Here is a 23,926-nt window from a genome sequence, read left to right on the forward strand (position 1 = left end):
TCGGAGGCAAAGCCTCAAATACTTTCAGGATTAGGTCACAGCTTATCGCTCAATCAGGGCCTGGTTCGACAAGGCCGAGTTCGACAATCAGCGGAAGGTGGTCGGATCCGATGTCAGGCCCAAGCGTTACGTCGACGACCTGGAGATCAGAAGATGCGCCAAACTGATCAACCGGGGCTCCCAGGATCTTGTGAAGGCGATAGTCGAAAAAGAAACGCGTATTTCGTGGCCAACCGCCTGGATAGGCTGTCGCCAATTTGTTGGCGATGAGCGTTTCCTGGAAACGGCCCGACCAGGGCGAACTGTTCCAGTCTCCGATTGCCAGGATGTGTCCGGAGTTTTCATTGCGTAGGCGTTCTATGACCTCGTCCAACTCATCGAGATAGTCCCGCTTGTTCTGCCACCGGGGTTCGGTCCGCGGGCTATCAGGATGAATGACCACCAGCTGCAGGGGGGTGTCGCCTGTATCCAGCGTCAATGAAAGCAATTCACGATCCGCGTCGTAGTAGACGTTTGCGCCTGCCGGCAGTTTTCCTTGTATGACTTTCGTTTCGGCCTTCAGGATCGGGAAACGCGAGTAGACTGCCAATCCGCCAAGCTCTCCGATTTGCAAGTGTTCCGGAAATCCGTTTTGGCCTGTGCTGCCTACCGGAAGACCGAGCCGCTCCCATCTGCGCTCCTGCAGCCACCAGAGAACTTCCTGCATGACGACGATGTCGGCTTTTTCCCTTTCGAGAAATGAAGTGAGAACCTCATCGCCCAAAAAGAGATGCTCGATGTTGATGGAGATTATCTTGAGCGGCTGTCTGCCATCTGCCAATGGCGTTGGTGAGACCGTGTTTGCCTGAGTGCGAGAGGAGGTCAGTGCTACAAGTGCTGCGAAAGCGGCCAATGATAAGAGCCAGAAAAACCGATAGAGCAGCTTGAAGCGATGGCTGACAAACAATCCAAGCAGCCCGCCGATCACGCCGGCGAGACCTGCCATGAGGTATTGCGTGAGGAAAAAGCTCATGTTGTCGGCAAACCAGAAATCAGGCGCGACGAATGTGGACAGTCCCATGAAGCAGACGGTCAAGGCTCCAAGCAGGCCGCACCAACCGATCAGCGATATGGCCGCTCGAGTCAGCGATCTGCGCGTTTCTGGTTCTTGTTGCTGCATCAGGGTAAATGTCCGGCGTTCATCCGGCGATACTAGAGACCGCACGGCATCTGTCTATGGATTGCTGATTGTCACCCTTCAAGCTGAAAAACGCTCAAGCGCTTTCAACAATGGCTGAATTTGAGACTTATAGTCTTCCCATTTGCCTGGCGTCGGCAGCTTGTTCTCGCTGGTTTTCACGGACCCCTCACGACCGTCTTTGCCAAAAGGTGCGAGGCAGTCGGCATGCCATGTCAGGCCCAGGTGACCGATAAGGGCCTGGCCTTCGGATTTTGGATCGGCCAAAAGAGCCTCAAAAGACTGTTCAAGAAGCTTAACTGGCAGCACGTTCTGCCAATGATCCATCAAGTCATGTTGTTGACCGTGGTAGTGCCCGAGTGACGTCTGATCGGTATTGTAGGTGTGCTCTGCAGGTAGGGGCGTTCTATACAGATCAAGGCAGGTGTCGGCTGCCGATCTTGTTGTGTGAACGAAGGAAGCATTGGGAAAGAGCAGGGCAAGCAGCCAAAGATACTCAAAGCTGAGCGGTGTGGCATCGACCATCAGACGGGACCTTCTGTCGAGCTTGCCCAGGCTAGCTAGATACTTTCGGCCAATGCGCTGCACGGTTCGCTTGTCGAGTGCGAGAGCATGATCGAACAGGGCAGGTCCGTGAGGTTGTCCCTTGGTAAATTCTCCAATGGCTTGCAGAAATACGGGAACCTCGCCGGCAGCTGCTGCATCAGGATGGCTGGAAACCATCTTCTCTATCAAAGGCGCGCCGGATTGCGGCATGCCGACGACAAAGACAGGTAGCGCACTGGAAAGAGCAAAGTCTTCGCGGCTTTTGAAGAAATCGCCGGTGAAAACCGTTTTGCAGGTTTGGACGAACCATTCGTAGCGTTCCGGCTGATAGCCTCGGTAAAGACCCGCACGGTATTTGTCGAAATAGTGAAATGCTTTTTCGAGGTCCTGGCGGTCGTCCAAGATTTTGCCGACAGCGAATGAGAGTTTTGCTATCTCGGGATGAGCGGCACCTTCCGGCACAGTGCTCAAGATGCGTTCGATCCCTGTCAGGGCATTTTCTCTAAGGGTTTCGTCAGACGAATTGGCTGCAGACACAAGCACAAGCGGGTCGTCTGGGGACAGACCGAAAGCAGCATGGAGACAGTCTTCGGCCGTTTCCGAGTGGCCGAGGCTTTTTTCAACTTCGTAGAGGCCGAGTTGTGATCTGGCGGATTTTGGTTCCGCGCTCAAAGCCCGCTCAAATGCCTGCTTGGCCATGACCGGCTTGCGCAGGTCAGCGTAGACCTGTCCAAGGACCCGTTGCGTGTATTCAGACTTGCCGTCGAGCGCGACACCCTTGCGGGCTGGAGCCAGCGCTTCCTCACTTTGCGCATTCAGGTTCAGCGCACTGGCTAGGGTCGTATGAACGGCAGCTTCTTTTTTGGCGGCCTTGGCAGCGGACGCAAGGTGTGGCACGGCGCGTCCTGGTTGCCCGAAGAACAGGTAAGCCAGGCCAAGGCCATAATTGACCCTGGCATTTGTTGGATCCTGATCATGAAGATCGATCAACAAGGGCATCGCTTCGGCAAATTTTTGGCTGTCTATCAGCTTGAAAGCGCGGTCGATCGTATATTGAGACATCTTCGTTTCTGGGCTTGGCGCGTATAGCTGCGCAGTTACGGGAATGTTGGGGGCCGGATTTCCCGGGTTTGGAAGTCAGCCGCTTCTAGCAGCTGAGTTTACGGAATAAAATGCCCGAAACGCGCCGGGCGAAGAAGGCGGCAAGACGAGAGCGGTGGCTTAAGACACCGCTATTCGTGAAAATGGTCATAGACCAAACGGGCCATAGCTTCGGAAATTCCTGGAACGGCTGACAGATCATCAAGTCCGGCTTTGGAGACGGCCTTTGCGGTTCCAAAGTGGGTCAGAAGGGCCTTCTTTCGGGTTGGGCCGATACCGGCGATCTCATCAAGCGGGTTCTTCACGATATCTTTCTTGCGCCGTGCCCGGTGACTGCCGATCGCAAAGCGGTGCGCTTCGTCACGCAAACGCTGAACGAAATAAAGCACCGGATCCCTTTCTGGCAGCATGAAGGACTGCCTGCCGGGGATGAAAAACTTCTCGCGTCCCGCGTCCCGGTCGGGACCCTTTGCGATGCCAACAAGCGGAACGTCGCTAATACCGAGTTCTTCCAGCGTTTCCCTGGCGGCCGTCAGTTGACCCTGACCACCATCAATCAACACCAGGTCAGGCCAGGCGGGCATTTCGGAAGCGGCGGGAGCATCGATGTCGTCGTCGTTGGTATCGCCATTCTGCACCGTGTCGTGCACGTCTTTGGCACTTTCGCGGGCATGTTCCTTGAGAAGACGCGAGAAGCGGCGCATCAGAACCTCACGCATCATGCCGTAGTCATCGCCTGGAACCAGGTCTTCGGACTTGATGTTGAATTTGCGGTATTGGCCTTTTGTGAAACCTTCAAGACCGGCAACGATCATGCCACCAACCGCGTTTGTGCCCATGATGTGAGAATTGTCATAGACTTCGATGCGACGTGGTGGTGCTTTCAGGTCGAACGCTTCCGCCACGCCCTTCAAAAGCCGCGCCTGGCTTGAGGTTTCCGCGAGGCGACGCCCGAGCGCTTCGCGTGCATTGGTCAACGCATGATCCACAAGTTCCCTTTTTTCGCCGCGCTGGGGCGTTGCGACATCAACCTTGCGACCGGTGCGCTCCGACAGAGCTTCAGACAGGAGTTCCTGTTCCGTCAGCCTGTGTGACAGCAGGATCTGTTTCGGTGCCGGCTTGTCGTCGTAAAACTGGGCAAGAAAGCTCTCCAGGATGTCGGCTTCTTCTAGAGACTTGTCTGCTTTTGGGAAATAGGCCCTGTTGCCCCAGTTCTGTCCGGTGCGAAAGAAGAAAACCTGAACGCAGTTCTGGCCGCCTTCCTGGTGGATGGCGAAGACATCAGCTTCCTCCACGGATTGCGGATTGATGCCCTGATGCGCCTGGATATGGGACAGCGCCGACAGGCGGTCCCGATAGATGGCAGCTCTTTCGAATTCCAGTTCCGCCGACGCGGTTTCCATCTGTTCCGCGAGCTGTTTCTTGATCAGCTGGCTGCGTCCGGACAGGAAGGCCTTGGCTTCAGAAACCAGACCCGCATAGTCTTCCCGATCGATTTCGCCAGTGCAGGGTCCAGCGCAGCGCTTGATCTGATACTGCAGGCAGGGCCTGGTCCGGTTCTCATAGTAACTGTCGGAACAGGTCCGGATTAGAAAGGCCTTCTGCAGCGCATTGATGGTTCGGTCGACGGCACCGGCGGAGGCGAACGGACCGAAATAGTCGCCCTTGCGTTTGCGTGCACCGCGGTGCTTGACGATTGCCGCGGATTCGTGATCACCGGTCACAAGGATATAGGGAAAGGACTTGTCGTCGCGCAGCAGCACGTTGAAGCGCGGCCGAAGCCGCTTGATGAGATTGGCTTCCAGCAGAAGGGCTTCTGGCTCTGTCTCCGTGACGACAAATTCCATCGACGCGGTCGACAAGATCATGCGCATGATCCGGTTGGATTGACCTTGTAGGCGTGTGTAGCTGGTGACACGCTTCTTCAGGCTGCGTGCCTTGCCGACATAAAGAACCTCACCATCTTCATCCAGCATGCGGTAAACACCTGGGCCATTGGGCAGGCGCTTTACCTCATCTGCGATGACGTCGACCCCCTTCTTCACGGGTTCGGCTTTCTCATCCGGCAATTGAGAATCAGGTTTTTGCTGCATGTCAGATATTTATGCGTCTTGCCGCCCCGGGGAAAGGGGCGCAGCGCTGTGCTCGGTTGGAAAACTTGCCGTGCAAAGATCAGGCGGTGTGGCCCAGCATATAGACGGTCGCAATGTAGAAGACATAGGCAGCCGTCATGGCGAGGCCGGAGATTCTCCCGAGGCAAATCCGAAATCCGGCAAGAGCGGTCAGGAGAAGCGCACAGGCCAGCATGACCCAGATATCGAGCTTGAGCACTTCAGGTGGAACGTCAATCGGCACGACAACGGCTGTGATGCCTATGATGGCCAGTAGATTGAAGATGTTCGAGCCGATGACATTGCCGATGGCGACTGCGCCGTGCTGCCGGATCGCGGCCATGACGGTTGTTGCCAGTTCCGGCAGTGAGGTCCCAAGTGCGATGATCGTAAGACCGATCACGGCTTCGCTGACGCCCCAGGCGCTTGCAATACTGGTGGCACCGCCGATGGTGAAATGCGCTCCCAAGGGCAATCCAACCAGGCCAAGGACAATGTAGATAACGGCGATCCAGACCGAGTCCGGCACATCGTCGACATCGTCCAGAGCATCGTCTTCTTCGTCGGGTTGACCCGTTGCAACGGCAGCGCCGGCCGCGGCGGCGGCAATGGCTTTCTGCTCTTTGCGATGTCGCTGGGCGACCATCGTCGAGGCAGCCAGAAAGGCACCCAGCAAGATGAGGAGAATGAAACCTTCTGGCAAACCGATCGGTGTGAAGAAGCAAAATGTGATGAACACGATGGTCACAGCGACCATGAAGAGCGCGTTTCTCGTTGCTCCTGCCTCGCCGCATGGGGTTGCCGCAATCAGGGCAGGCATGCCGAGCACCAGCAGCACGTTGGCGATGTTTGACCCGACGACGTTACCAATGGAAATACCGCCGGCTCCTTCGAGTGCCGCCTTGAGCGAAATTACCAATTCAGGAGCAGAGGTGCCGAACGCCACAATCGTCAAGCCGATGACCAGATTTGGGATGCCAAGCCGCTGGGCAATACCTACGGACCCCCTGACCAGGACATCGCCGGCGATAATCAGCACAACAAGTCCGCCTGCAAGGCTTATGTAGTCAAACAGCATCTAAAGGTTCCGGTTCGGGTCGGTCGTGCCATCGGAGAGCGGCAAATGGGAAGGAGCGCTCAATTACAGTTGAGCGCCTTATACGCAATAGATTGGGGCGGGGAAAGCCGTGGACAAGGATCTTTGAACAGACTGATAGGTCATTTTTACCGGCACCCTCTTGCAATTTGCGAGTCGGTTAACCGCACTTTCATTGTGCCAGATTGTTGCCTCCATTTGTCATCAAAACTCCCAATTCTCAATCCTGATCCGCCACAAACGCTCTCCATATCTCACCGCAGGGGGCGAGTATGGACGCGGTAATACCTCGTTCTGTTCCGTGTGGTCGACTGTTTTTGACCACCAAATATGAATATGTGGATCTGGAGTACCATCAATGAAACGTCTTGCAATTGCAGGCTTGGCCCTGACTGCCGCAACGGCTGGAACCGCCCCGGTCTGGGCTGCGGATCTGCCGCAATCGCCGGCACCAGCCTACGAGGCGGTTCCTGCCCCACAGCAGAGCATCGACTGGACCGGGCTTTACGTCGGTGGCAATCTCGGCTGGGCTTTCGGAAACTTCGACAACAACACCAGCGGTAGCGCCAGCCTGGACACCAGTGCGAATGGCATCAGCGGTGGTCTTTACACCGGTTACAACTATCAGATCACGCCAAATGTGGTCGTCGGTGCAGAAGCTGACTTCAGTCTCACAAGTCTTGAAGATTCACGCACGAATGGCGGCCTGACCCTGGAATCCAAGTCCAGCTGGAATTCCAACATCCGCGGTCGTGTCGGTTATGCCTTCGACCGTTATCTGGTTTACGGCGCCGGTGGTCTGGCAATTGCCGATCTGGAACTCTCCGGAAATGGTGACAGCGATAACAAGACGGCTCTCGGCTGGACCTTGGGCGCGGGTGGTGAAGCAGCCATTACCAACAATGTTAGCGCACGCCTTGACTATTCCTATCAGGATTTCGGCAGCCAGGATTTCAACCTGAACGGCACCGGCGTGAGCTCGGATTTCAGCAATTCACAGGTTCGCCTCGGACTGGGCTACAAGTTCTAAGCCCCGTTTCAGAATTGACAGCATTCAACCCGGTGCCGGAAGGTGCCGGGTTCTTTGTTACAAGCGGTTACAAGTGGTTACAAGCTTTTCAGAATTTAGCCCCACAACCATGGTATTAGACTGATATTGTACTAAATGCTGCGGCAATGTCCGTGCCTGCAATCATGGCAGGGGCGATGTTTTTGGTGGAGAGGTGAATGCGGTTTTTGATGCGCGGACTATTGGGTCTGGCATTGATGGCGATCATGGTCGGGTTTGCCGGATACGGCGCCTATCAGTTTTATGATGCCCTGACGGCAGAAGAAACCACGCGTCAGAGACCTGCTCGAGAGCGCACCTACTCCGTCAATGTAAGTGAGCTTGCACCACAAACCGTCACGCCGTTGACAACTGCATTTGGCCAGGTTGAAAGCTGGCGCAGTCTGCAACTCAGGGCAAGTTCTGAAGGCCGTCTGGTAAACGTTGCGAGCAAGTTCCGGGATGGCGCTGCTGTCGCCGAAGGTGAGTTGCTTCTCAAGATTGATCCGGCAAATGCCGAATTTCTATTCCTGGACGCAGAGGCCGCGCTGGCTGACGCAGAGGCGCAGAAGGCCGAGGCCGAGGAAGCAATTGTCGGTGCTGAACAGGAGCTGGAAGCAGCTCGCCGCCAGCTCGCACTGCGCAGACAGGCACTGGAGCGTCAACAGCAACTCAAGGACAAGGGCTATTCGACGGCCGTTCAAGTTGAGACAGAAGAGCTGGGTGTTGCCTCTCTTGAACAGTCTCTGAGCAACCGTCTGCAGTCCGTTATTACCGCGCGCAAACGTATCGAACGCATGGACTTGACTGTGAAGCGGGCTCAGATCGCGCTCAATGATGCGCAGCGTGTTCTGGATGAAACGACGCTCACAGCGCCCTTCTATGGCTATTTGTCGGAAGTCGACGCGACCCTGGGGCGCCGAGTCAGCCAGTCGGAAACCCTTGCTGTTTTGATCGATCCAACTGCTTTGGAAGTGAAATTTTCCCTTTCCACCAGCGAATTTGCCAGACTTCTGGATGATCGCGGCAAGCTGATCAAAGCGCCTGTCTCCGTGACGTTGCAACTCGGCGGGCGCTCAATCGTCGTTCCGGGCAATATCGACCGCGCGGCGGCAGTCGTCGCGGAAGGGGAAGCCGGACGGACGTTGTTTGCAACGCTTGAAATTGAACCAGGCGCCGTGCTGCGTCCGGGCGATTTTGTGAAAGTCGAGATCCAGGAACCAGAACTGAACCTTGTCGCAGTAGTGCCGGCTGGTGCGGTGACCGAAGACGGTAGACTGTTGATTATCGGTGAGGGCGACAGGATTGAAGAAATCCAGGCCAAGGTCCTTCGTCGCATGCGCGAGGATGTTGTGCTGGCAAATGTTCCATTTGGCGAAAAGTACGTAACGGAGCGGCTTCCGCAATTGGGGACCGGATTGAAGGTCTCGCCGAGGGACACGGATGGCAGCACAGACCAGCCTGAAGGCCCTGCTGTTGCCAATGCGTCGCCGGCAAATGATGAGCGAAACTCGGGAGATCTGGTTGCCCTGGATCCGGAGCGGCGCGCAGCGCTGATTGCTCAGCTGAACGACTCCAACATGCCGGAGAACCGCAAGGCCCGTCTGTTGGCGCTTTTGAATAAACCGATGGTGCCAAAAGATCTTGTCGACCGGTTGGAGCAAAGGCGTGGGCGCAGCGGATAGAGGCGTGGCTTCGGAGCTGATGACTTGAGTGGAGTGATCTGAAATGCGTTCACCCGGTGGACCTAGATTTGCGTCGTTTCTGGATTACATGGTGCGCCACCGGACGGCAGCAAACCTGTTGCTGCTCCTCATGCTTTTGGCCGGAATAGCAGCCAGTACGCAGATCAGAACCCAGTTCTTTCCCGATTTTGTACGCGAAGAAGTCGACGTGGAGATCAACTGGCCTGGTGCCGGGCCGGAAGATCTCGATCAATCCGTCGTGGAAATACTCGGCCCTCAGCTTCTCGCCATCAATGGCGTGGATGAGGCAACGTCCGTTGCCCGTGAAGGTACTGTCAGCATCGAGTTGGAATTCGAAGACGACTGGAACATGGGGCAGGCGACCGACGATGTTAAGGCCGCCGTCGACCAGGCCCGTTCCAGCTTGCCTGAGGGTATCGAGGAGCCGGTGGTCACACGTGGCGTTTATCGCGACAGGGTGACAGACGTCGTGATTTTCGGGCCGGTGGATATCGACCAGCTGGCCCGGTTCGCGGAAGACTTGCAGACCACCCTTTTCCGCCAGGGCGTAACGCGGGTGTCCATTCAGGGACTGGCCAATCCGATTATCAGGGTGAATGTCGGCGAGGACATGCTGGTCCGCCACGATATGACCCTGCGCGAGATCGCCGATGTCGTTGAAGCGGAAATGGAAACCACGCCTGCAGGTGACGTGAGCGGAGGCGGTGCGCGGCTCCGGACGGGCCAGACGCGGCGAAGCGAGCAGGACCTTGGCGAAATTGTCCTCAAGGCACCTTCTCAGGGTGAAAAGCTGCAACTGCGTTCCGTTGCGGAAATCGTGACGGAAGGCGTGGAAAGCGGCCGTGCCTACTATCACAAAGGCATGCCGGCAGCTGTGCTGCGGGTCGACAGAAGCGCTCAGGGCGACACCATCTCCATTCAGCGGGATGTTGAACGGATCACCGCAGAATTTCAGGAAACCCTGCCGGAAGGCGTCAAGGTTCAACTGACCCGGACCCGTTCGCAAAACATTATCGACAGGATGAATATCCTGATCGAGAACGGTGCTTTCGGCTTGTCGCTGGTGCTTGCGTTTCTGTTTCTTTTCCTGTCTTCGCGAACGGCGTTCTGGGTCGCTGCTGGCATACCGGTTGCCATGGCAGCAACCATCGGGTTGATGTATGCGTTTGGCCTGACGCTCAATATGGTTTCTGTCTTTGCGCTGATCATCTGTCTCGGCATTGTCGTGGATGATGCGATCGTGGTTGGTGAACACGCAGATTCCCTGCACAGGCGCGGGTACCCGCCCGCAGAAGCTGCCAGTCTTGCAGCGCGCCGGATGACTGCTCCGGTCTTCAGTGCGTCAATCACCACCCTGATTGCTTTTGTCGGACTGATCGCGATCGGCGGCAGGTTCGGGACGCTGATTGCGGACATCCCGTTTACCGTCGCAGTTGTACTGGTTGCCAGTCTCGTCGAGAGCTTCCTGATCCTGCCTGCTCATATGAACCACGCCTTGTCAGCGAGCAAAAAGACTCATTGGTACGATCTGCCGAACCGGTTGTTCAACCGCGGCTTTGTCTGGTTTCGCGAGAACCTGTTCCGACGGTTTGTCGATTGGTTGATTACGGTTCGCTACCCCGTCATCGGTTTTGCAGTGATGGTTCTGTTGCTGTCGCTGACGCTGTTTGTCGATGGCAGTGTCAGGTGGCGCTTCTTCAACGCGCCGGAAAGGGCAGTTGTGTCTGCAAGCATCGCCATGATGCCTGGGTCGGAACGCGAAGACACCAAAGCGATGATTGCTGAATTGGAGCGAGCACTTGATGTCGTGAATACGCGGTATCAAGAGGAGTATGGTACGGAGCCGGTTAGCTTCGCACTTTCGACGGTGGGAGGAACTGCGGGGCGCGGTTTGAGCGGTGCCGATTCCAAGGACGTCGACCAGCTCGGTGGCATTTCCATCGAACTTCTGGATCCGGACCTGCGGCCATACTCCGCGTTTCAGTTCATTGGAGACTGGCGTGAAGAAATCCGGCGGCCGCCGCTTCTTGAAACCCTGGCCCTGCGAGGGGAGCGGTCCGGACCCGGCGGGGACGCCATTGACGTCAAGCTTTATGGATCTTCCACTGAAAACCTCAAAGCGGCGGCTGAGTTCCTGAAACAGGCGCTTGCCCCGATGGAAGGGGTGAGTGCACTTGAAGATACGCTCGCCTATGACAAGCCCGAACTTAGCCTGACGCTGACGCCACGTGGGGAAGCACTGGGTTTCACCACCGATGACGTTGCTCAGATGCTTCGCAACAGGCTGGAAGGTATTGAAGTTGCGGAATTCCCCGTCGGTCGCCGGACTGCCAAGGTCAAGGTCCTGATGCCCGATGACGAAACCGACGCATCGTTTCTTTCCAGCACTCGCATTCGCACCAATTCGGGCACTTATGTCTCACTCAGTGAAATCGTCAATGTGGAGAGCAGTTACGGATTTGCGTCTGTCCGGCGCAGCGATGGTCTTCGTACTTTGAGGGTGACCGGCGATGTTTCGGAAGACGATCCGGAGGCAGCGGCGCGGGTCACAAGCATTCTGGAAAGCGAATTGTTGCCGCAACTCTCATCGGATTTCGATGTGGAAAGCGAGATGAGCGGTCTGGCGGAACAGGAACGGTCCTTCCTGTCGGATGCCATGCTGGGATTTGCGCTCTGCCTGGCAGGAATTTATCTGACGCTTTGCTGGATTTTTGAAAGCTGGACACGTCCGCTGATGATCATGATCATCATCCCGTTCGGTGCGATCGGTATGCTCTGGGGTCACTACCTGCACGGACTGCCGCTGTCGATGTTCTCCGTGGTTGGCTTCATCGGCATGTCCGGTATCATCATCAACGACAGTATCGTGCTTGTCACGACAATCGACGAGTACGCCAAAAACCATCCGTTCCGTCAGGCTTTGGTGCAAGGGGTCTGTGATCGTTTGCGGGCAGTCGTGTTGACGACGGCAACGACCGTTTTCGGACTTGCGCCGCTGCTGTTTGAAACGAGTCGTCAGGCGCTCTTCCTGAAGCCGACCGTTATTACCCTGGCTTATGGGCTTGGGGTCGGCCTTTTCCTCGTGATCCTGCTGGTGCCCACACTTCTGGCGTTGCAAAGCGATTTCGGACAATCTGTTTCAAGCGGACGCCGGCTTTTGAAAATCCGGGGCCGGCGCCCTTTGTCCGGCAGAGGAACATAGTTCCGTCGGTGCGTTGGTGGGCAGCGTTCGATCTACCCGCCGACCTCCGGTCCGTTGTGCCGATTTGCATCAGGCACCGAACCTGGTTTGCTTCCAGTCTGACAGCCTTTTATTGCAGAAGGGCCGGAGCGTTGTCGGGAACCGGCGAAGCGGGTTGCTTCGTATCAGCGAATGCGGGGACAGCGTTTTCAAAGGCGCTTAGCCAGGCAACCAGGTTCGGATAATTTGACCGCCAATCGCCATTAAAGCGCATGTCGAGATATCCAAGCGCGCAGGCGAGCGTCAAGGACGCAACAGTGACATCGTTTGCAGCAGATGGGGCAGGGGGCGTTTTGGCTTCAAAATGCGCCAGGCCACGCTCGACCTTTGCCCCCTGATAGGCGTCCCAGGCAGGATCCCGGTACTTTGGATCCTTGAAGCGCTTTTCATAAACCCTGAGCAGGGCTGCATCCATAATGCCGTCAGCCAGTGTCTGGTCGCGAAGAACGGTGAAACGGGTATCGCCCTGGGGCAGCAGTTTACCGCCACCAGCCAGATGGTCCAGATACTCCACGATAACGGCGCTGTCATAGAGAACATCGCCATTGTCCAGGATCAGTGCCGGGATCTTGCCGAGCGGGTTTTGGCTGCGAAGACTGTCGGATGGGTCTGCGGTGTTCGCGTCTTCCATCTCGATCCTGTCCTTCAATCCTAGGATTGCCGCAGCCAGTTTCACCTTCCGGCCAAACGGTGAAGGCGGTGAAGAACGCAATTTCATGACGATGTTTCCTTAGAATTGGACAGGTGGCGCGTTTTCGGGTGCGGTTAGCGCGGCGCCGGAACAGAGAGGTTACCGGAGCGACAACCTCTGCGGTCGACAGCGGCGCAGGACCTGAATGCGAGATCTTTGGTCAGGCATATGCGGATTTCTTCAAACTCGCCCCTTGAGCAGGTGACGGCCATGCCGTCTTCCTTGAGGCCCGGGTTGGCAAGTCTGAAAGCCTTCTCAACCGTTGCCGGTGCTGCCTTGCCGCGCTTGTTCAGCTTCTCAAATGCGCCCGGAATAGTGATTTTTTCATAGGCTTCACGGGTCAGGCCGAAATAGTCCTCTGGCTCCAGACCCGAGCATGTGCCGTGCTTGCGCCACTGGTGGAAAACAAGCCCATGGCTGGGCATGATATCTTCCATTTCAACAGCGATTTGCCGATCTATCCTTTGGCGTACGCCCGGGCAGGAGGACGGATAACCGTTTTCGTATTGAGGCCATAGGCCATGCACGACGAAACGGAAGGGGTTGCGGACATCACATTGATGAGGGTTCGCGTCTTCACCTTCCTGTTTGCAGTAGGTGGGCGACCAGGACAGCGCAAGGACATAGAAGTCGAAGTCGCCCGGCTGATCGGCGAGCGAAGAGACCGACTGTAGGCTCGCTGCCATCAGACATGCACAAAAGCTCAATGCGCGGCTGATCAGCGCCATGGATTGTCCTTTGCCGCGGGATTTTGCGTCAGTGTGGACGCGCGGTGCTGCAATATGCTCCGTAGACGCGCCATTTGTCCAATGGTGCGAGGCAAGCTTCCACGTTCCAGCTTACGCCGACGAAGCCGGCATGCTCTTCGACCATGTAATGGACGGACTGATAGCTGCCGTCAGATAGGCTTGCCTTGCCGCGGCAGAAACGGCGTGCAAGAGGGCTGACATCGTTGGCCCGGTAGGCCACTTCCGTGATTTCCTCGATGCTGAGAATGGTGCGGCCGCCATAATAGTCTTTCCGTGCCTTTGCAACGGAACCGGCAACTGCGCTTTGAACGGAACCAGCCGTGCAATCCGGCAGGCGAGGTTCACCGCCAAAGGAAAAGTAGGCGCGGTGTTCGTCGGCAATCACAGGCGTGGCCAGGCTTGCACAGGCGGTCAGGACGGACAGGATCAAACGGGCGGAACGGGCAATACGCACGGCAATAACTCCGAAGGCAAACTGAGTGGAGACGATGGGCGAGCAGACGTTCAACGTCAAGCGTCGATCGGAGCAAAAGTGCCCTGCGGTGCAATTATTCGGCGATCAACTGATTGACCTGCCAACTTGTGCCGGGCCCCTGATGCAGAATGTCACACAGCCACGGCAGCACAGTGCGCATTTCATCCGCAAGAGTGAATGGCGGGTTGATCAAAGTCATTCCGGATCCGAGCATCCGGGTATCAGGGCCACTTTTCCCGACATTCAGTTCAATTGCGAGCACATCCCTGATACCGGACAATTCAAAAGCTTCGTGCATTCGGTTGATCGCCTTTGCATCCTTCATTGGATACCAGAGCGCATAGGTCCCACTGGCCCATTTCCGATAGGCCTTGCTAACCGCTTGGGTCATACGATCGAATTCATCGGTCTCTTCATATGCCGGGTCGACCAGCACAAAGCCCCGTTTTTCTTTTGGCGGAAGAAAACTGCCCATGGCCATCCAGCCGTCCAGGTGAATGGTCTTGACCTGATAGTCCCCTTCAAAGTGCGCAGAAAGTGTTTTGAAATCGGCCGGATGCAGCTCGGTCAGGCTTAGCCGGTCAGTCTTTCGCAACATTTGCCGCGTGAGGCTGGGTGACCCGGGATAGACCGTCAGGTCGCCACTTGGGTTGAGGTGGCGGATTGCGTCGAGCCAGGGAGCGATAAGGGGTGCGACCGAAGCAGGAGCATCGGCCGCGAGAACTTTCCCGATCCCTTGCTGCCACTCGCCTGTTTTGAGAGTTTCTGTAGATTTCAGGTCGTATTGGCCAATGCCGGCATGCGTGTCCAGAACCCGGAAAGGTTTGTCCTTGCGCTGGAAATAGACGATCAACCTGGTCAAAACGATGTGTTTGAGCACATCTCCGATGTTGCCGGCGTGATAGGCGTGACGGTAGTTCATTGAGCACCTTCCCCGGGAGAAGGCTCCGGATCTCGTTTCATGTAGATAACAGCAGTGCCTCCGTGATCTGCCTTCCCGACTTCCTGAAAACCGAGGCGTCCGTGAAACCTCAGGGAACCGGGGTTCGGTGGGCGTTCATTGACTTCGCACAGGAACGAACGGCCCGTCCCGGCGAAGTGGCGGAGAAGCTCCGCGTAAAGCGCGTCTCCGATTCTTCGGCCTCGCAGCGTCTCGTCAACAAAGATGCGGTCTACATAAGCAAAATTGGAATAGCGTTCGCTTACCCAGATATAGTTTGGGCTGCCGTAGTCAGCACCATCCCCCAGGCATAAAAGCAGGCCGACTGGCACGTTGTCGATTTCCGCGACGATATTGATCAATGCGTTGTTGATCAGGTCCAGCATCGCTTCTGCGCTCAGCGCGCTGACACCCGGCGCCGCAGCATTGTTCAGTGGCAGCAGAGTTGCCAGATCTCCGGGCAGAAATGGACGAACCCGGACCGTATTGTTCTCATTGTTCATTATTGGTTCTTGTCACATGAGTTGCCAGGGGTGCGCTTTCGAGGAGTGGCACCTGCAATCATTGAAGACGCGCATCTTGATGCAGGAAAACGATAAGGGCGCAGCAAGGCTGCGCCCTAGAAACCGTTCTCACCAGTGCAGTCACACCGTGATTGGAGGCTTACTCCTCGACAGGTGTGCTGTCTTCTTCCGAGGGACCGCCGTCTTCTTCCACGACCTGCAAGTCCACCGCTTTCGGTCCCTTGCCGCGCCGGTCGGGCTCGGTTTCAAAGGAAATCCGTTGCCCGCTGTCCAGCGAGGCCATACCGGAACGCTCCACAGCTGAAATATGGACGAACACATCCGCGTCGCCTTCATCAGGTGTGATGAAACCGAAACCCTTGTCCGTCTTGAAGAACTTCACCGTACCGGATTGGCGTGGACCGCGTTCAACAGGGGCGTCGTCCCTGCGAGGACGCTGTTGACGGAAGCCGTCGCCGTCACCACCTTCGCGATTGCCGTATCCGCCGCGACCACCGCCATAGCCGCCGTCCCGGCCGCCGCCGTAACCGCCGCCTTCACGACCACCACCGCCGTAACCGCCGCCTTCGCGACCGCCACCGCCACCGCCATAACCACCACGGCCGCCGCCGCCATATCCGCCGCGGCCACCGCCAGCGCCGCCGCCGTAGCCACCACGACCACCGCCGCCGTCACGGTCGCCAAAACCGCCACGTCCGCCGCCGTAACCGCCGCCTTCGCGTTCTCCGCCACCGCCGCCGTAGCCACCTCGGCCTCCGCCGCCATAACCACCGTCCCGGTCGCCGCCGCCGTATCCGCCGCGGCCGCCGCCATATCCGCCATCCCTGTTGTCGCGGCCGTAGCCGCCACCTGAATCATTGTCGCGTCCGCCCCGGTAACCTCCACTGCGGCCACCGCCATAGTCGCCACCGAAGTCGCTTCCGCCAAAATCACTGCCGAAGTCTTGCGGACCGCCAAACTCGCGCTTGCCGCCGCGTCGACCACGCGACCGCCGGTCCGAATCGCCATCGTGCATTACTAAATCACCTTAATCTCTGTGCCGCACTGACACATCACACCCAATCTCACCCGCCTTCACAGTCGAGTCACTTCGCCAAGACGCACCCGGTACGTCTGTTCAACATTCTGGGATAGGGCTGAAACACACCTGCCACATCCCTCTCCAGCCGCTGCGTCATCATAATAAGGGCGAGAGAGGCAAAATCGCAAGAAATTCCTTGGTCCACGGCCTAATTTGGGGCGTTTTTGGCCGGCCAGGTGTTTGACCAATTGGACAAGTCCGGGGGTTCCGTCGCAGGTTTTTCGTGTCGCTTCTTCCAGCAGCACCAGCCCTGTTCCATTCCAGCTCCACCGATTCCAGAGCCCGCATTCGCCGACACCGGAGCCTTTAAAGTAGCTCACAAGTTGCTGATCTGCCGGGATCCACCTGGCATTGTAAATCAGATCCGACGCAATAGGCCCCTTTTCAGACATGCGGGCAACATGTACCTGGCGCGCGGCTCCGTCCTTGCCGGAAAGGACGGCAACATAGGGACTGTTGATGGCGGTGGGTGCGCCGCAGGGAATGATGTAAAGCGATGCCGTGTCTTCAAGAGGCACACGAACGGCGTTTAGGCTGGCGAAGATTGTCGGGTCAATTTCAGAGCAGAGCCTGTTGGCAGACCAAACGGCGGCGACTTCCGGCGGCAATTGATCCGCGCTGACGACAGGGACAGCATGCGGTGCGTCCTTGGCGGGTTCATCGCCCTTTGAGATGATTGCGGCAACGGTACCGGTACGGTCCTGCCGATTGTCGAGCCAGAGCAAGCTTGCCTTCAGGCCTTGCAGGGGAACTGGAACGGCAACCGGCTCTGCATCTCCCACGGGGGGTAACTGAATTTTCAATTCGCGGCCGGAACGCATGGCCTCCAGCAAGGTCACCGTGGCAGGGCCTGTCGGATACCAGAAGCCTTCACCGCCTAGCGGGCGGAAGCCCGCAGGTGGGGTCACCGCGGTTTGCATCTCGCGCAGTTGCTCGATCGGCAGAGCCTCGATAACGCCGCCATCAACTTCAAACTGCAATGTTCCGTCCTGAGGAAGCTCGGTATTGGTTGTCAGACGCACCAATGGCTGTGCCTCGGCCTGCCAATCGCGAACGATCCGAACATCCACCCAGACGGACTGAGACCTGGTAAAGGAAGACGCAAAACACACACCGGTATTGCCGCAGTCAACGGTCCAGCCTTCAAAGCTGGGGGCGTTCTGCCGGGCTGCGCCATTCCCGCCGAGGCGGGGACAAGGGCTGCCGCCGTTGTTATCAGCAGTGTTAATAGTCTTCGCTTCATATGGTTCGGATACCCGATTGTGGCTGCCGTCTTCTCAGCGGTCTTGTCTTCTTGTACGAAATGCTTGCGGCAAGGTGAAGCCGCTTGTGATCATATTCCTAATAACGGCCTGTGTTGTCCCGTATTAGTTATAATGCCGGAGCTTGGGTTTCACGAGAGGAGGCGGTTTTGTCGCAAGAAGAAAATGGACCCGACGGCCAGGACGGTGATGAGATGCCGCCGATCCAGGTCATGGTAATCGTCGTTACACAGTTTCAGCAGAACTGCTCGCTGATCTGGGATCCGGCGACAATGAAGGGTGCTGTGGTGGACCCTGGTGGCGATGTCGAGCGCATTCAGGCTGCAATTGAAAAGCAGGGTGTCAGCGTCGAAAAAATTGTGCTCACGCACGGCCACATCGATCATGTGGGTGGCGCAGCCGATCTTGCTGCTGCGTTGAAAGTGCCCGTTGAAGGCCCTCACAAAGCTGACCAGCCACTGATCGACAGGATCTCCGATCAGGCCGTGCAATTCGGTGTGGATGGCGTCAAACCGGTTATGCCGGATCGATGGATGGTCGAAGGGGATCAGATCGACATTGCCGGGCGAACATTCGATGTACTGCATTGTCCGGGTCATTCGCCCGGTCACTTGGTTTTCTTTGACAAGGAACTGCGGTTTGCCATCTCCGGTGACGTGCTGTTTGCAGGATCGATCGGCAGAACCGATCTGCCTGGAGGCGATCACGCGACTTTGATCAAATCCATTCAGGAAAAACTGCTGCCGCTTGGTGACGATGTCTCGTTCTTGCCCGGTCACGGCCAAGCCTCGACACTGGGACAGGAACGGGAAACAAATCCGTTTCTGACCTAATGGGCTGCGCTGCCCAAAACCGGGTTGTCAGAGCAAAGCCCGAAGGTCATCGATGCGATCGTTGACCAGCCAGCCATAATAGTTCTCGCGGGGCCAGGATCTACCGGTTCTGCGGAACTTGGCAGCTCGACTCCAGGGGTCGCCGAGATTGTAGAGAGTTGCCGTCAGACCCGGATTGTTTGAGATGTCGACTTTGCCTACGGACTTATAAGCTGCAATCGCGTCCTGAATGATCGCCGCCATGTAGTGGAGCGAGATATTCGGATCCATGGTTGCCTTATAGACTTCTTTCGGCTTGGAAGCCTCGAGCTTGCGATAATTGCTTTGACGGGCAACTCGGTCGGTCATCTTGAGAACGGTGAGCGGGCTCAATTGACCCAGTCCGAAACTCTGACCTGAGAACAGCGGCTGAAAAAATGCTTCATTGAAGTTCTTCTTCGGATACCGAACGCCATCAACCCTGCGGCCACGAAACTTGCTGTTCCAGACATTCTCATAGCAGGACCAGCGCCGGTCGCTGCTCTTTTGAATGTGGTCTTTGTTGCAGCGCTCAAACTGTGGCCGTTCAACGAAAGTGTCGACATGCTCGCCATTCAATTCGAACTCGAACCTGATGCCGGCATAGGCAAGCGCCTTGACGTAGTACGACTGAGCGCTGTCGAGTGTGTCGTAATTGTAGGTGTGTTCGCCGACAATCGCGCCGATGAGGTGGATCGGGTCGATACCGTAGCGCTTGGACACCCGCTTTATGGAGCCTAGCAGCCGGCGGTCACGCTTGAGAACCGACAAAACCTTGTTGAACTTGGCATCGTAGCTGGATTTGGACGCATTGGTGCGGCGGGAGGAAGCAAATGGGATCTTGGGTTGGGACTTGTATCTGTTGCCTTCAGGGACCGCGCGCACGGACTGCGCCTGCGCTTCGGCAATTGGCATCAGGTGTGTCGACACCGGGTTGATTAGCAACGCCAATGCAAGGCATCCTGTCGCCAGTCTGGATGAGAACCTAAGCGGGCCGGTCTTCCTGCACATTGTGATCGCTCTGCGATTGACGTTGTTGTTAATGTTTCGCCGAACAGAACCCGGCAGCGCCTCGAACCATAACGGTTTCACATAGTTCGCTGAGCGCGACTGTAAATAACTCATTTTTCAGATTGCCCCCAGAAAAAAGCACCGCCACATACAAGATGCAAGCGGTACGCTTTTCTAAGTCGGGGACATCAACAAAGAAGTGATGACTATCACAGGGTTTCGGAATCCTGTGATCAACCATATTAGTGTACCTCGCCGGAGAGGTGGCATCACAGGTGAGTTACGAACACGCTTCTTTGAAGAATTGACGTACTCGTGCCAAAATCTGTTCTTGGTCGAGGCCATTGCTGGATCGGCCGATGAATTCTCTTTCTTTCGGTTCGTCACGAGGGATGATCTGAATTCATGCCCACATAGGCTGTCGCCACCTCGATGGATCATCTGCATTCGTTGACATTTCAGTCGAAAATATAGCCGACACCTCGAACGGTTCGAATGATTTCCGGCTTATCCGGATTAGGTTCGACTTTTCGCCGGATGCGGGAAATGCGTAGGTCGATGGATCTGTCAAAGGGCTCCCAAGCCTTGTCATGCGCCTGTTCAAGCAGTTGGTCCCGATTGAGTATCCGTCCGCGGTTGGCCGCAAATACGCGTAGTAGACGGAACTCCATGGCTGTAATGGTAACTTCATTGCCATCAGGCCCAAAGAGCCGACCGCTATCAACGTCAAGTCGACTGGGTCCGAATTGCACCGCACCTTCCGGTGCTTTGGCCCTGTCCCTCGTTCCCTGGCCAATTTCATTTCGCCGGATCGTCGCCTTGATCCGCGCTTGAAGCTCTCGAAGATCGACCGGCTTTACAAGATAGTCATCTGCGCCAAATTCCAAGCCGAGAATCTTGTCGACCAATTCACCCGCTGCCGTCAGCATGAGAACGGGCACAACAGACGTTTTTCTCAATTCCCGCAGAGCTGTCAGGCCGTCTTTTCCTGGCATTCTGACATCGAGCAACACGAGATCCGGTTCCCGCTCATTCATCAAAACAAACAAGGACGTAGCGTCTTCAGCTTCCCGGATCAGATAGCCACACTCACTCAGATGATCACTCAACATTCTTCTCAGTGGCGCTTCGTCATCACAGATTATGATTTCGTGACAGTCCTCGCTCATGCAGTTTTCTCACTTTGTTCAACAATCTGTTTTAACAGCAGAAGAAGCTCATCTTTTGCGATGGGCTTTTCGATATGTGGACATCCGGTCGAGCTGAAAAAGCGTTGAATTTTGTCACTCAAAGTGTCTCCTGTGACAAAACCCACCCGTTGGGCTGCTTCCGGTGCGATGACTTCCAGCGCGTAGAAGAATTCTGCGCCATTGATGCCAGGCATTTTGTAATCGCACAGGATGGCATCGTAAGATTGAGCTTCTACCTTTCGTAGCGCCTCTCTTGGGGAGACGCCCTTCGTTGCGTTGTATCCTGCTTCATTCAGAATATCGTAGAGAAGCTGAGCAACGCCAACATCGTCATCAACAATGAGAACCGAGATATTTCCAGGAGCAACTTCCTCATTGACGCGCGTCTTGATGATTTCCGCTTTGTCCGCCGCAGCGGGCAATTTGACGGAAAAACGGGTTCCTTTTCCCGGAGCTGATTTCAATACAAGTTTTCCGTCATGGTTGGCGACGATGCGATGACTGAATGCAAGGCCGACGCCCGTGCCCTTGCCGACATCCTTGGTCGTGAAGAAGGGCTCGAAAATTCGTTTTTGCAGATGCAATGGAATACCCGGCCCATTGTCCTCCACGTCAACAACCACCCGCCGAGACCCACCCTCGAATCGTGTCCGAACGGAAAGCTTGCCCGCTTGTCCAAGAGGTTGAACGGCTTGCTTTGCGTTCGTGATGAGATTGCTGAAAACCTGCGTCAGTTGATCGAAGTCGCCAGAAACCAGCGGCACGCTTTTGTCGAGTGTGCTGGTAAGGATAGTGCCGCTGGACGTTAGTCCGTAGTTAGAGACTTCGAGGACGGTCGCCAGCACGTCGTTGACGGAACAGAGCTCCACCCTCGCTGGTCTGCGACGCGCCATGGACAAGAACGTTCGAACGATTTTTGTTGCCCGTTCTGAGGACTGGCAGATCAAGTCGACGCGTCCCGCCTGAACCGGGTCGGAGATTTTGCCCTGAAGCATCTGGGCGTAGCCAGAAATTACAGAAAGCGGATTGTTGAGTTCATGTGCGACACCTGCAAGAAGTTCACCGAGTGCGGAGAGTTTTTCGTTTTGGTGGACTAGCTCGCGTTGACGCTCCAGCTCTGCCTGCATGGCAAGTTGATCGGAAATATCCCGGGTGGAGGAGACGATGACATCTTCGCCCTTGTAGTCGGTGACCCTGGCTGCTGTCAGACCTTCCATGATAGAACCGTCGGCTCTGCGGAATTGCACGCGATAGTCGTCAAGCTGACCTGTCGGCAAAAGCGCCTCCAGGTATGCCTCGCGATCTTCCGGCTTCATAAAGAAACTGAGTGTCGTCTCGATACTGCCGAAGCGTTCCCTGGATGCAGGTGGACAATAGATAATTTTCCCGTCGTCGACCCGTGAGACCAGAAAATTCGCCGGACAGGCTTCCACAATCTTTCGCAGCAGCATGTCGGCTTCGCGTTGCTCTTCCTCCGCACGAAGCTGCTCGGTGACATCCATAAAGGAGACCAGATAGCCGTTCAGTTCGGTCTTGTGCGCCGAGGCAAGCAGTGTTGCTCCGTTTGCGAGTTTCAGGGTTATCTTTTTCTCATAGGTGCGGATGGTGTTTTCGAGCTCTTCCACATAAGCAGCCTCTTCGAGGCCTTCTGGAATACACATCACATCGGCATTGAAAAGCCGCCGTATTATTGAGACGACATTCTCGCCAATTTCGGGTGCGGGAATGTTGCTGAAAAACATGCGGTGCCATTCGCGGTTTGCCATCGAGAAGTTGAGGTTTGCGTCGTAGAGCACCAAGCCCTCATCCAGAGACTGGATGGCATCATTTAGAACAGAGAGACTGAGCTCCTCCGCTTCAATCAAGGCAGTCGTGTCGGTAACCACGATCACTCTGCCGTCGTCCTGAGTGACGGCCCGTTCTACAAAAAAGTGGCGGCCGTCTTTAAAACTGACTTCCATGGACGCGAGCGTTTGACGCTGTTCCTGAGCGGCCCTGCTGAAGTCGGCAGCAGCATCGTTTCCAACTGGCTGTCCCTTCACGGTGGCGATGTGGCGGGCGAGGATTTCGATCCGTTGCTCATCCGACAGCGCGAGAATTTCGTCGACACTTAGTTGGAAAGGGGCCGCGAAGGCCTCATTGCAATGTGTGAAACGACCGTCTGCGCTTTCAATGGCAACCCCCACCGGCAGGCGAGCGACCACGTCCGTAAACAGACGTTCGGCTTTGAAGCGCTCAGTGATGTCGAGCACGGTTGCGACGACTCCTCCGCCCTTGAGGCGGGTAAGCGTGATAACTCTGTACGTGCCGTCAGCTACCTTAATGTCGATTTTGAGGGTGCCGAGTTCGTCGAGGGTCCGGAAAATTTCCTTTGGTCCGCCGGCTGGCCCTCGAATGATGGTGACGTGGCCGTCGCTCATAGCGCGCTGGATGACTTCTGTCATCGGAGTGCCCGGCTTCAAGACATCCTTATGTGGTCCAAGCATATTCGCATACTGGTTGTTTGCGTATACCAAGCGCCGGTCCCTATCATAAAGCACAAAGCCTTCACCGAAAGCCTCAATTGCTTCGAGCAAAACATGTTCGCCTATCTTGTCCTGCGAGTGAGGTCGGGCAACTTCCCGCAATTCGGTCAGGAAATTGCCCTGCTTGGTTTTACTGGAGGTTGCCCGCAAAACGCGGCCGTCTCGGTGATGCAGGTAGGCATTTCCATGGCTTGCCATTTTTTCTTGCAGATCATTGGCAAACTGACCTGGATCAGCGTCGGCTAGGATGTCGAAGCAATTATGATCGACCAGGTCTGCGAAAATCTCTTGGAAACCTCTGTGGACCGAAAACAGTCTTGTGTCGTTTTCAAAGACGAGTTCGCGAAAAACTGCGTTGGAGGAAATCAGACGCCAGGTGTGGTCCCAGAGCGCGGCACCTTCTGAAAGGGCCTCGAAACCGTCCAAAAGAATGCTGGACGAGGGCTGGTCGCTGCCCGTCTCCTCAATGGAAGGTGTGTGTGACCCCAGATCCGAAACAGGCTCACTTTCAACGATATCGCTTGAACTGTCTGCAACCATGTGCGGCACCTCGTTTGATTTCGTCTGGCATTTGATGCAGCCGTCATGGTGCTGCTCGAAG

General features: G+C 56.1%; 18 protein-coding genes. 4 read left to right on the top strand and 14 right to left on the bottom strand.

From position 1 onward, the window contains the following. Nucleotides 1–49: 49 nt before the first annotated feature. The 4 genes from ACZ1HV_RS23210 to ACZ1HV_RS23225 form a co-directional block, all read right to left on the bottom strand. Nucleotides 50–1,159 carry an endonuclease/exonuclease/phosphatase family protein gene (locus tag ACZ1HV_RS23210; protein ID WP_472716452.1) on the bottom strand — a complete coding sequence of 370 codons (1,110 nt, stop codon included), beginning with the start codon at nucleotides 1,157–1,159 and terminating at the stop codon, nucleotides 50–52. Nucleotides 1,160–1,237: 78 nt separating this feature from the next. Further along, a complete protein-coding gene (locus ACZ1HV_RS23215) occupies nucleotides 1,238–2,785 on the bottom strand; it encodes a tetratricopeptide repeat-containing sulfotransferase family protein (RefSeq protein ID WP_472716453.1) in 1,548 nt (515 codons plus the stop codon). 170 nt (nucleotides 2,786–2,955) lie between these two features. After that, a complete protein-coding gene (gene uvrC, locus ACZ1HV_RS23220; RefSeq protein ID WP_298985421.1) occupies nucleotides 2,956–4,917 on the bottom strand; it encodes an excinuclease ABC subunit UvrC in 1,962 nt (653 codons plus the stop codon). 79 nt (nucleotides 4,918–4,996) lie between these two features. Further along, entirely contained in the window at nucleotides 4,997–6,013 is a 1,017-nt protein-coding gene (locus ACZ1HV_RS23225; protein ID WP_298985420.1) for a calcium/sodium antiporter, read from the bottom strand. Between the two features lie 376 nt (nucleotides 6,014–6,389). Here ACZ1HV_RS23225 and ACZ1HV_RS23230 point away from each other — a divergent pair, with 376 nt between their 5' ends. From ACZ1HV_RS23230 to ACZ1HV_RS23240, 3 genes are all read left to right on the top strand, one after another. After that, nucleotides 6,390–7,061, top strand: a complete 672-nt coding sequence (locus tag ACZ1HV_RS23230; RefSeq protein ID WP_298812419.1) for an outer membrane protein — start codon at nucleotides 6,390–6,392, stop codon at nucleotides 7,059–7,061. Between the two features lie 197 nt (nucleotides 7,062–7,258). Next, a complete protein-coding gene (locus ACZ1HV_RS23235; RefSeq protein ID WP_298962616.1) occupies nucleotides 7,259–8,764 on the top strand; it encodes an efflux RND transporter periplasmic adaptor subunit in 1,506 nt (501 codons plus the stop codon). 43 nt (nucleotides 8,765–8,807) lie between these two features. Next, nucleotides 8,808–11,987: an efflux RND transporter permease subunit gene (locus ACZ1HV_RS23240; RefSeq protein WP_298985419.1), complete on the top strand. Its 3,180-nt coding sequence runs from the start codon at nucleotides 8,808–8,810 to the stop codon at nucleotides 11,985–11,987. Between the two features lie 109 nt (nucleotides 11,988–12,096). On the opposite strand, the gene ACZ1HV_RS23245 is transcribed toward ACZ1HV_RS23240, so the two are convergent. From ACZ1HV_RS23245 to ACZ1HV_RS23275, 7 genes are all read right to left on the bottom strand, one after another. Next, nucleotides 12,097–12,744 (bottom strand): glutathione S-transferase family protein, encoded by a 648-nt coding sequence (locus ACZ1HV_RS23245; protein ID WP_298962610.1) that lies wholly within the window; start codon nucleotides 12,742–12,744, stop codon nucleotides 12,097–12,099. 47 nt (nucleotides 12,745–12,791) lie between these two features. Beyond that, nucleotides 12,792–13,445 carry a ribonuclease T2 family protein gene (locus tag ACZ1HV_RS23250; RefSeq protein ID WP_298985418.1) on the bottom strand — a complete coding sequence of 218 codons (654 nt, stop codon included), beginning with the start codon at nucleotides 13,443–13,445 and terminating at the stop codon, nucleotides 12,792–12,794. A gap of 28 nt (nucleotides 13,446–13,473) precedes the next feature. Continuing rightward, nucleotides 13,474–13,920, bottom strand: coding sequence for a cytoplasmic protein (locus ACZ1HV_RS23255; protein ID WP_298812407.1), 447 nt, complete (start codon nucleotides 13,918–13,920; stop codon nucleotides 13,474–13,476). A gap of 94 nt (nucleotides 13,921–14,014) precedes the next feature. Further along, a complete protein-coding gene (locus ACZ1HV_RS23260; RefSeq protein ID WP_472716454.1) occupies nucleotides 14,015–14,863 on the bottom strand; it encodes a 23S rRNA (adenine(2030)-N(6))-methyltransferase RlmJ in 849 nt (282 codons plus the stop codon). After that, complete coding sequence (locus ACZ1HV_RS23265; RefSeq protein ID WP_472716455.1) at nucleotides 14,860–15,384, bottom strand: GNAT family N-acetyltransferase; 525 nt, start codon at nucleotides 15,382–15,384, stop codon at nucleotides 14,860–14,862. The genes ACZ1HV_RS23260 and ACZ1HV_RS23265 overlap by 4 nt, the downstream gene beginning before the upstream one ends. A 160-nt stretch (nucleotides 15,385–15,544) precedes the next feature. Further along, nucleotides 15,545–15,787, bottom strand: a complete 243-nt coding sequence (locus ACZ1HV_RS23270) for a cold-shock protein (protein WP_472718494.1) — start codon at nucleotides 15,785–15,787, stop codon at nucleotides 15,545–15,547. A gap of 692 nt (nucleotides 15,788–16,479) precedes the next feature. Next, the gene (locus ACZ1HV_RS23275; protein ID WP_472716456.1) at nucleotides 16,480–17,598 is read right to left on the bottom strand and encodes a DUF1176 domain-containing protein; all 1,119 of its coding nucleotides are present in this window, start codon (nucleotides 17,596–17,598) and stop codon (nucleotides 16,480–16,482) included. A gap of 344 nt (nucleotides 17,599–17,942) precedes the next feature. Between ACZ1HV_RS23275 and ACZ1HV_RS23280 the strand changes: the two genes are divergently transcribed. After that, entirely contained in the window at nucleotides 17,943–18,581 is a 639-nt protein-coding gene (locus tag ACZ1HV_RS23280; protein WP_472718495.1) for an MBL fold metallo-hydrolase, read from the top strand. A gap of 27 nt (nucleotides 18,582–18,608) precedes the next feature. Here ACZ1HV_RS23280 and ACZ1HV_RS23285 read toward each other — a convergent pair whose 3' ends face one another. The 3 genes from ACZ1HV_RS23285 to ACZ1HV_RS23295 form a co-directional block, all read right to left on the bottom strand. Further along, nucleotides 18,609–19,610, bottom strand: a complete 1,002-nt coding sequence (locus ACZ1HV_RS23285) for a DUF1402 family protein (protein WP_472716457.1) — start codon at nucleotides 19,608–19,610, stop codon at nucleotides 18,609–18,611. 458 nt (nucleotides 19,611–20,068) lie between these two features. After that, nucleotides 20,069–20,779, bottom strand: coding sequence for a response regulator (locus ACZ1HV_RS23290; protein ID WP_472716458.1), 711 nt, complete (start codon nucleotides 20,777–20,779; stop codon nucleotides 20,069–20,071). Next, nucleotides 20,776–23,865: a PAS domain-containing hybrid sensor histidine kinase/response regulator gene (locus ACZ1HV_RS23295; RefSeq protein ID WP_472716459.1), complete on the bottom strand. Its 3,090-nt coding sequence runs from the start codon at nucleotides 23,863–23,865 to the stop codon at nucleotides 20,776–20,778. Before ACZ1HV_RS23295 ends, ACZ1HV_RS23290 begins: the two co-directional genes overlap by 4 nt. Between the last annotated feature and the right edge of the window lie 61 nt (nucleotides 23,866–23,926).

It is taken from the genome of Roseibium sp. JB4-4, assembly GCF_055693425.1.

Coding starts and splice junctions, on each gene's coding strand:
- ACZ1HV_RS23210 (WP_472716452.1), bottom strand. CDS start 1,159: ATGCAGCAACAAGAACCAGAAACGCGCAGATCGCTGACTCGAGCGGCC.
- ACZ1HV_RS23215 (WP_472716453.1), bottom strand. CDS start 2,785: ATGTCTCAATATACGATCGACCGCGCTTTCAAGCTGATAGACAGCCAA.
- uvrC (WP_298985421.1), bottom strand. CDS start 4,917: ATGCAGCAAAAACCTGATTCTCAATTGCCGGATGAGAAAGCCGAACCC.
- ACZ1HV_RS23225 (WP_298985420.1), bottom strand. CDS start 6,013: ATGCTGTTTGACTACATAAGCCTTGCAGGCGGACTTGTTGTGCTGATT.
- ACZ1HV_RS23230 (WP_298812419.1), top strand. CDS start 6,390: ATGAAACGTCTTGCAATTGCAGGCTTGGCCCTGACTGCCGCAACGGCT.
- ACZ1HV_RS23235 (WP_298962616.1), top strand. CDS start 7,259: ATGCGGTTTTTGATGCGCGGACTATTGGGTCTGGCATTGATGGCGATC.
- ACZ1HV_RS23240 (WP_298985419.1), top strand. CDS start 8,808: ATGCGTTCACCCGGTGGACCTAGATTTGCGTCGTTTCTGGATTACATG.
- ACZ1HV_RS23245 (WP_298962610.1), bottom strand. CDS start 12,744: ATGAAATTGCGTTCTTCACCGCCTTCACCGTTTGGCCGGAAGGTGAAA.
- ACZ1HV_RS23250 (WP_298985418.1), bottom strand. CDS start 13,445: ATGGCGCTGATCAGCCGCGCATTGAGCTTTTGTGCATGTCTGATGGCA.
- ACZ1HV_RS23260 (WP_472716454.1), bottom strand. CDS start 14,863: ATGAACTACCGTCACGCCTATCACGCCGGCAACATCGGAGATGTGCTC.
- ACZ1HV_RS23265 (WP_472716455.1), bottom strand. CDS start 15,384: ATGAACAATGAGAACAATACGGTCCGGGTTCGTCCATTTCTGCCCGGA.
- ACZ1HV_RS23280 (WP_472718495.1), top strand. CDS start 17,943: ATGCCGCCGATCCAGGTCATGGTAATCGTCGTTACACAGTTTCAGCAG.
- ACZ1HV_RS23285 (WP_472716457.1), bottom strand. CDS start 19,610: ATGTGCAGGAAGACCGGCCCGCTTAGGTTCTCATCCAGACTGGCGACA.
- ACZ1HV_RS23290 (WP_472716458.1), bottom strand. CDS start 20,779: ATGAGCGAGGACTGTCACGAAATCATAATCTGTGATGACGAAGCGCCA.
- ACZ1HV_RS23295 (WP_472716459.1), bottom strand. CDS start 23,865: ATGGTTGCAGACAGTTCAAGCGATATCGTTGAAAGTGAGCCTGTTTCG.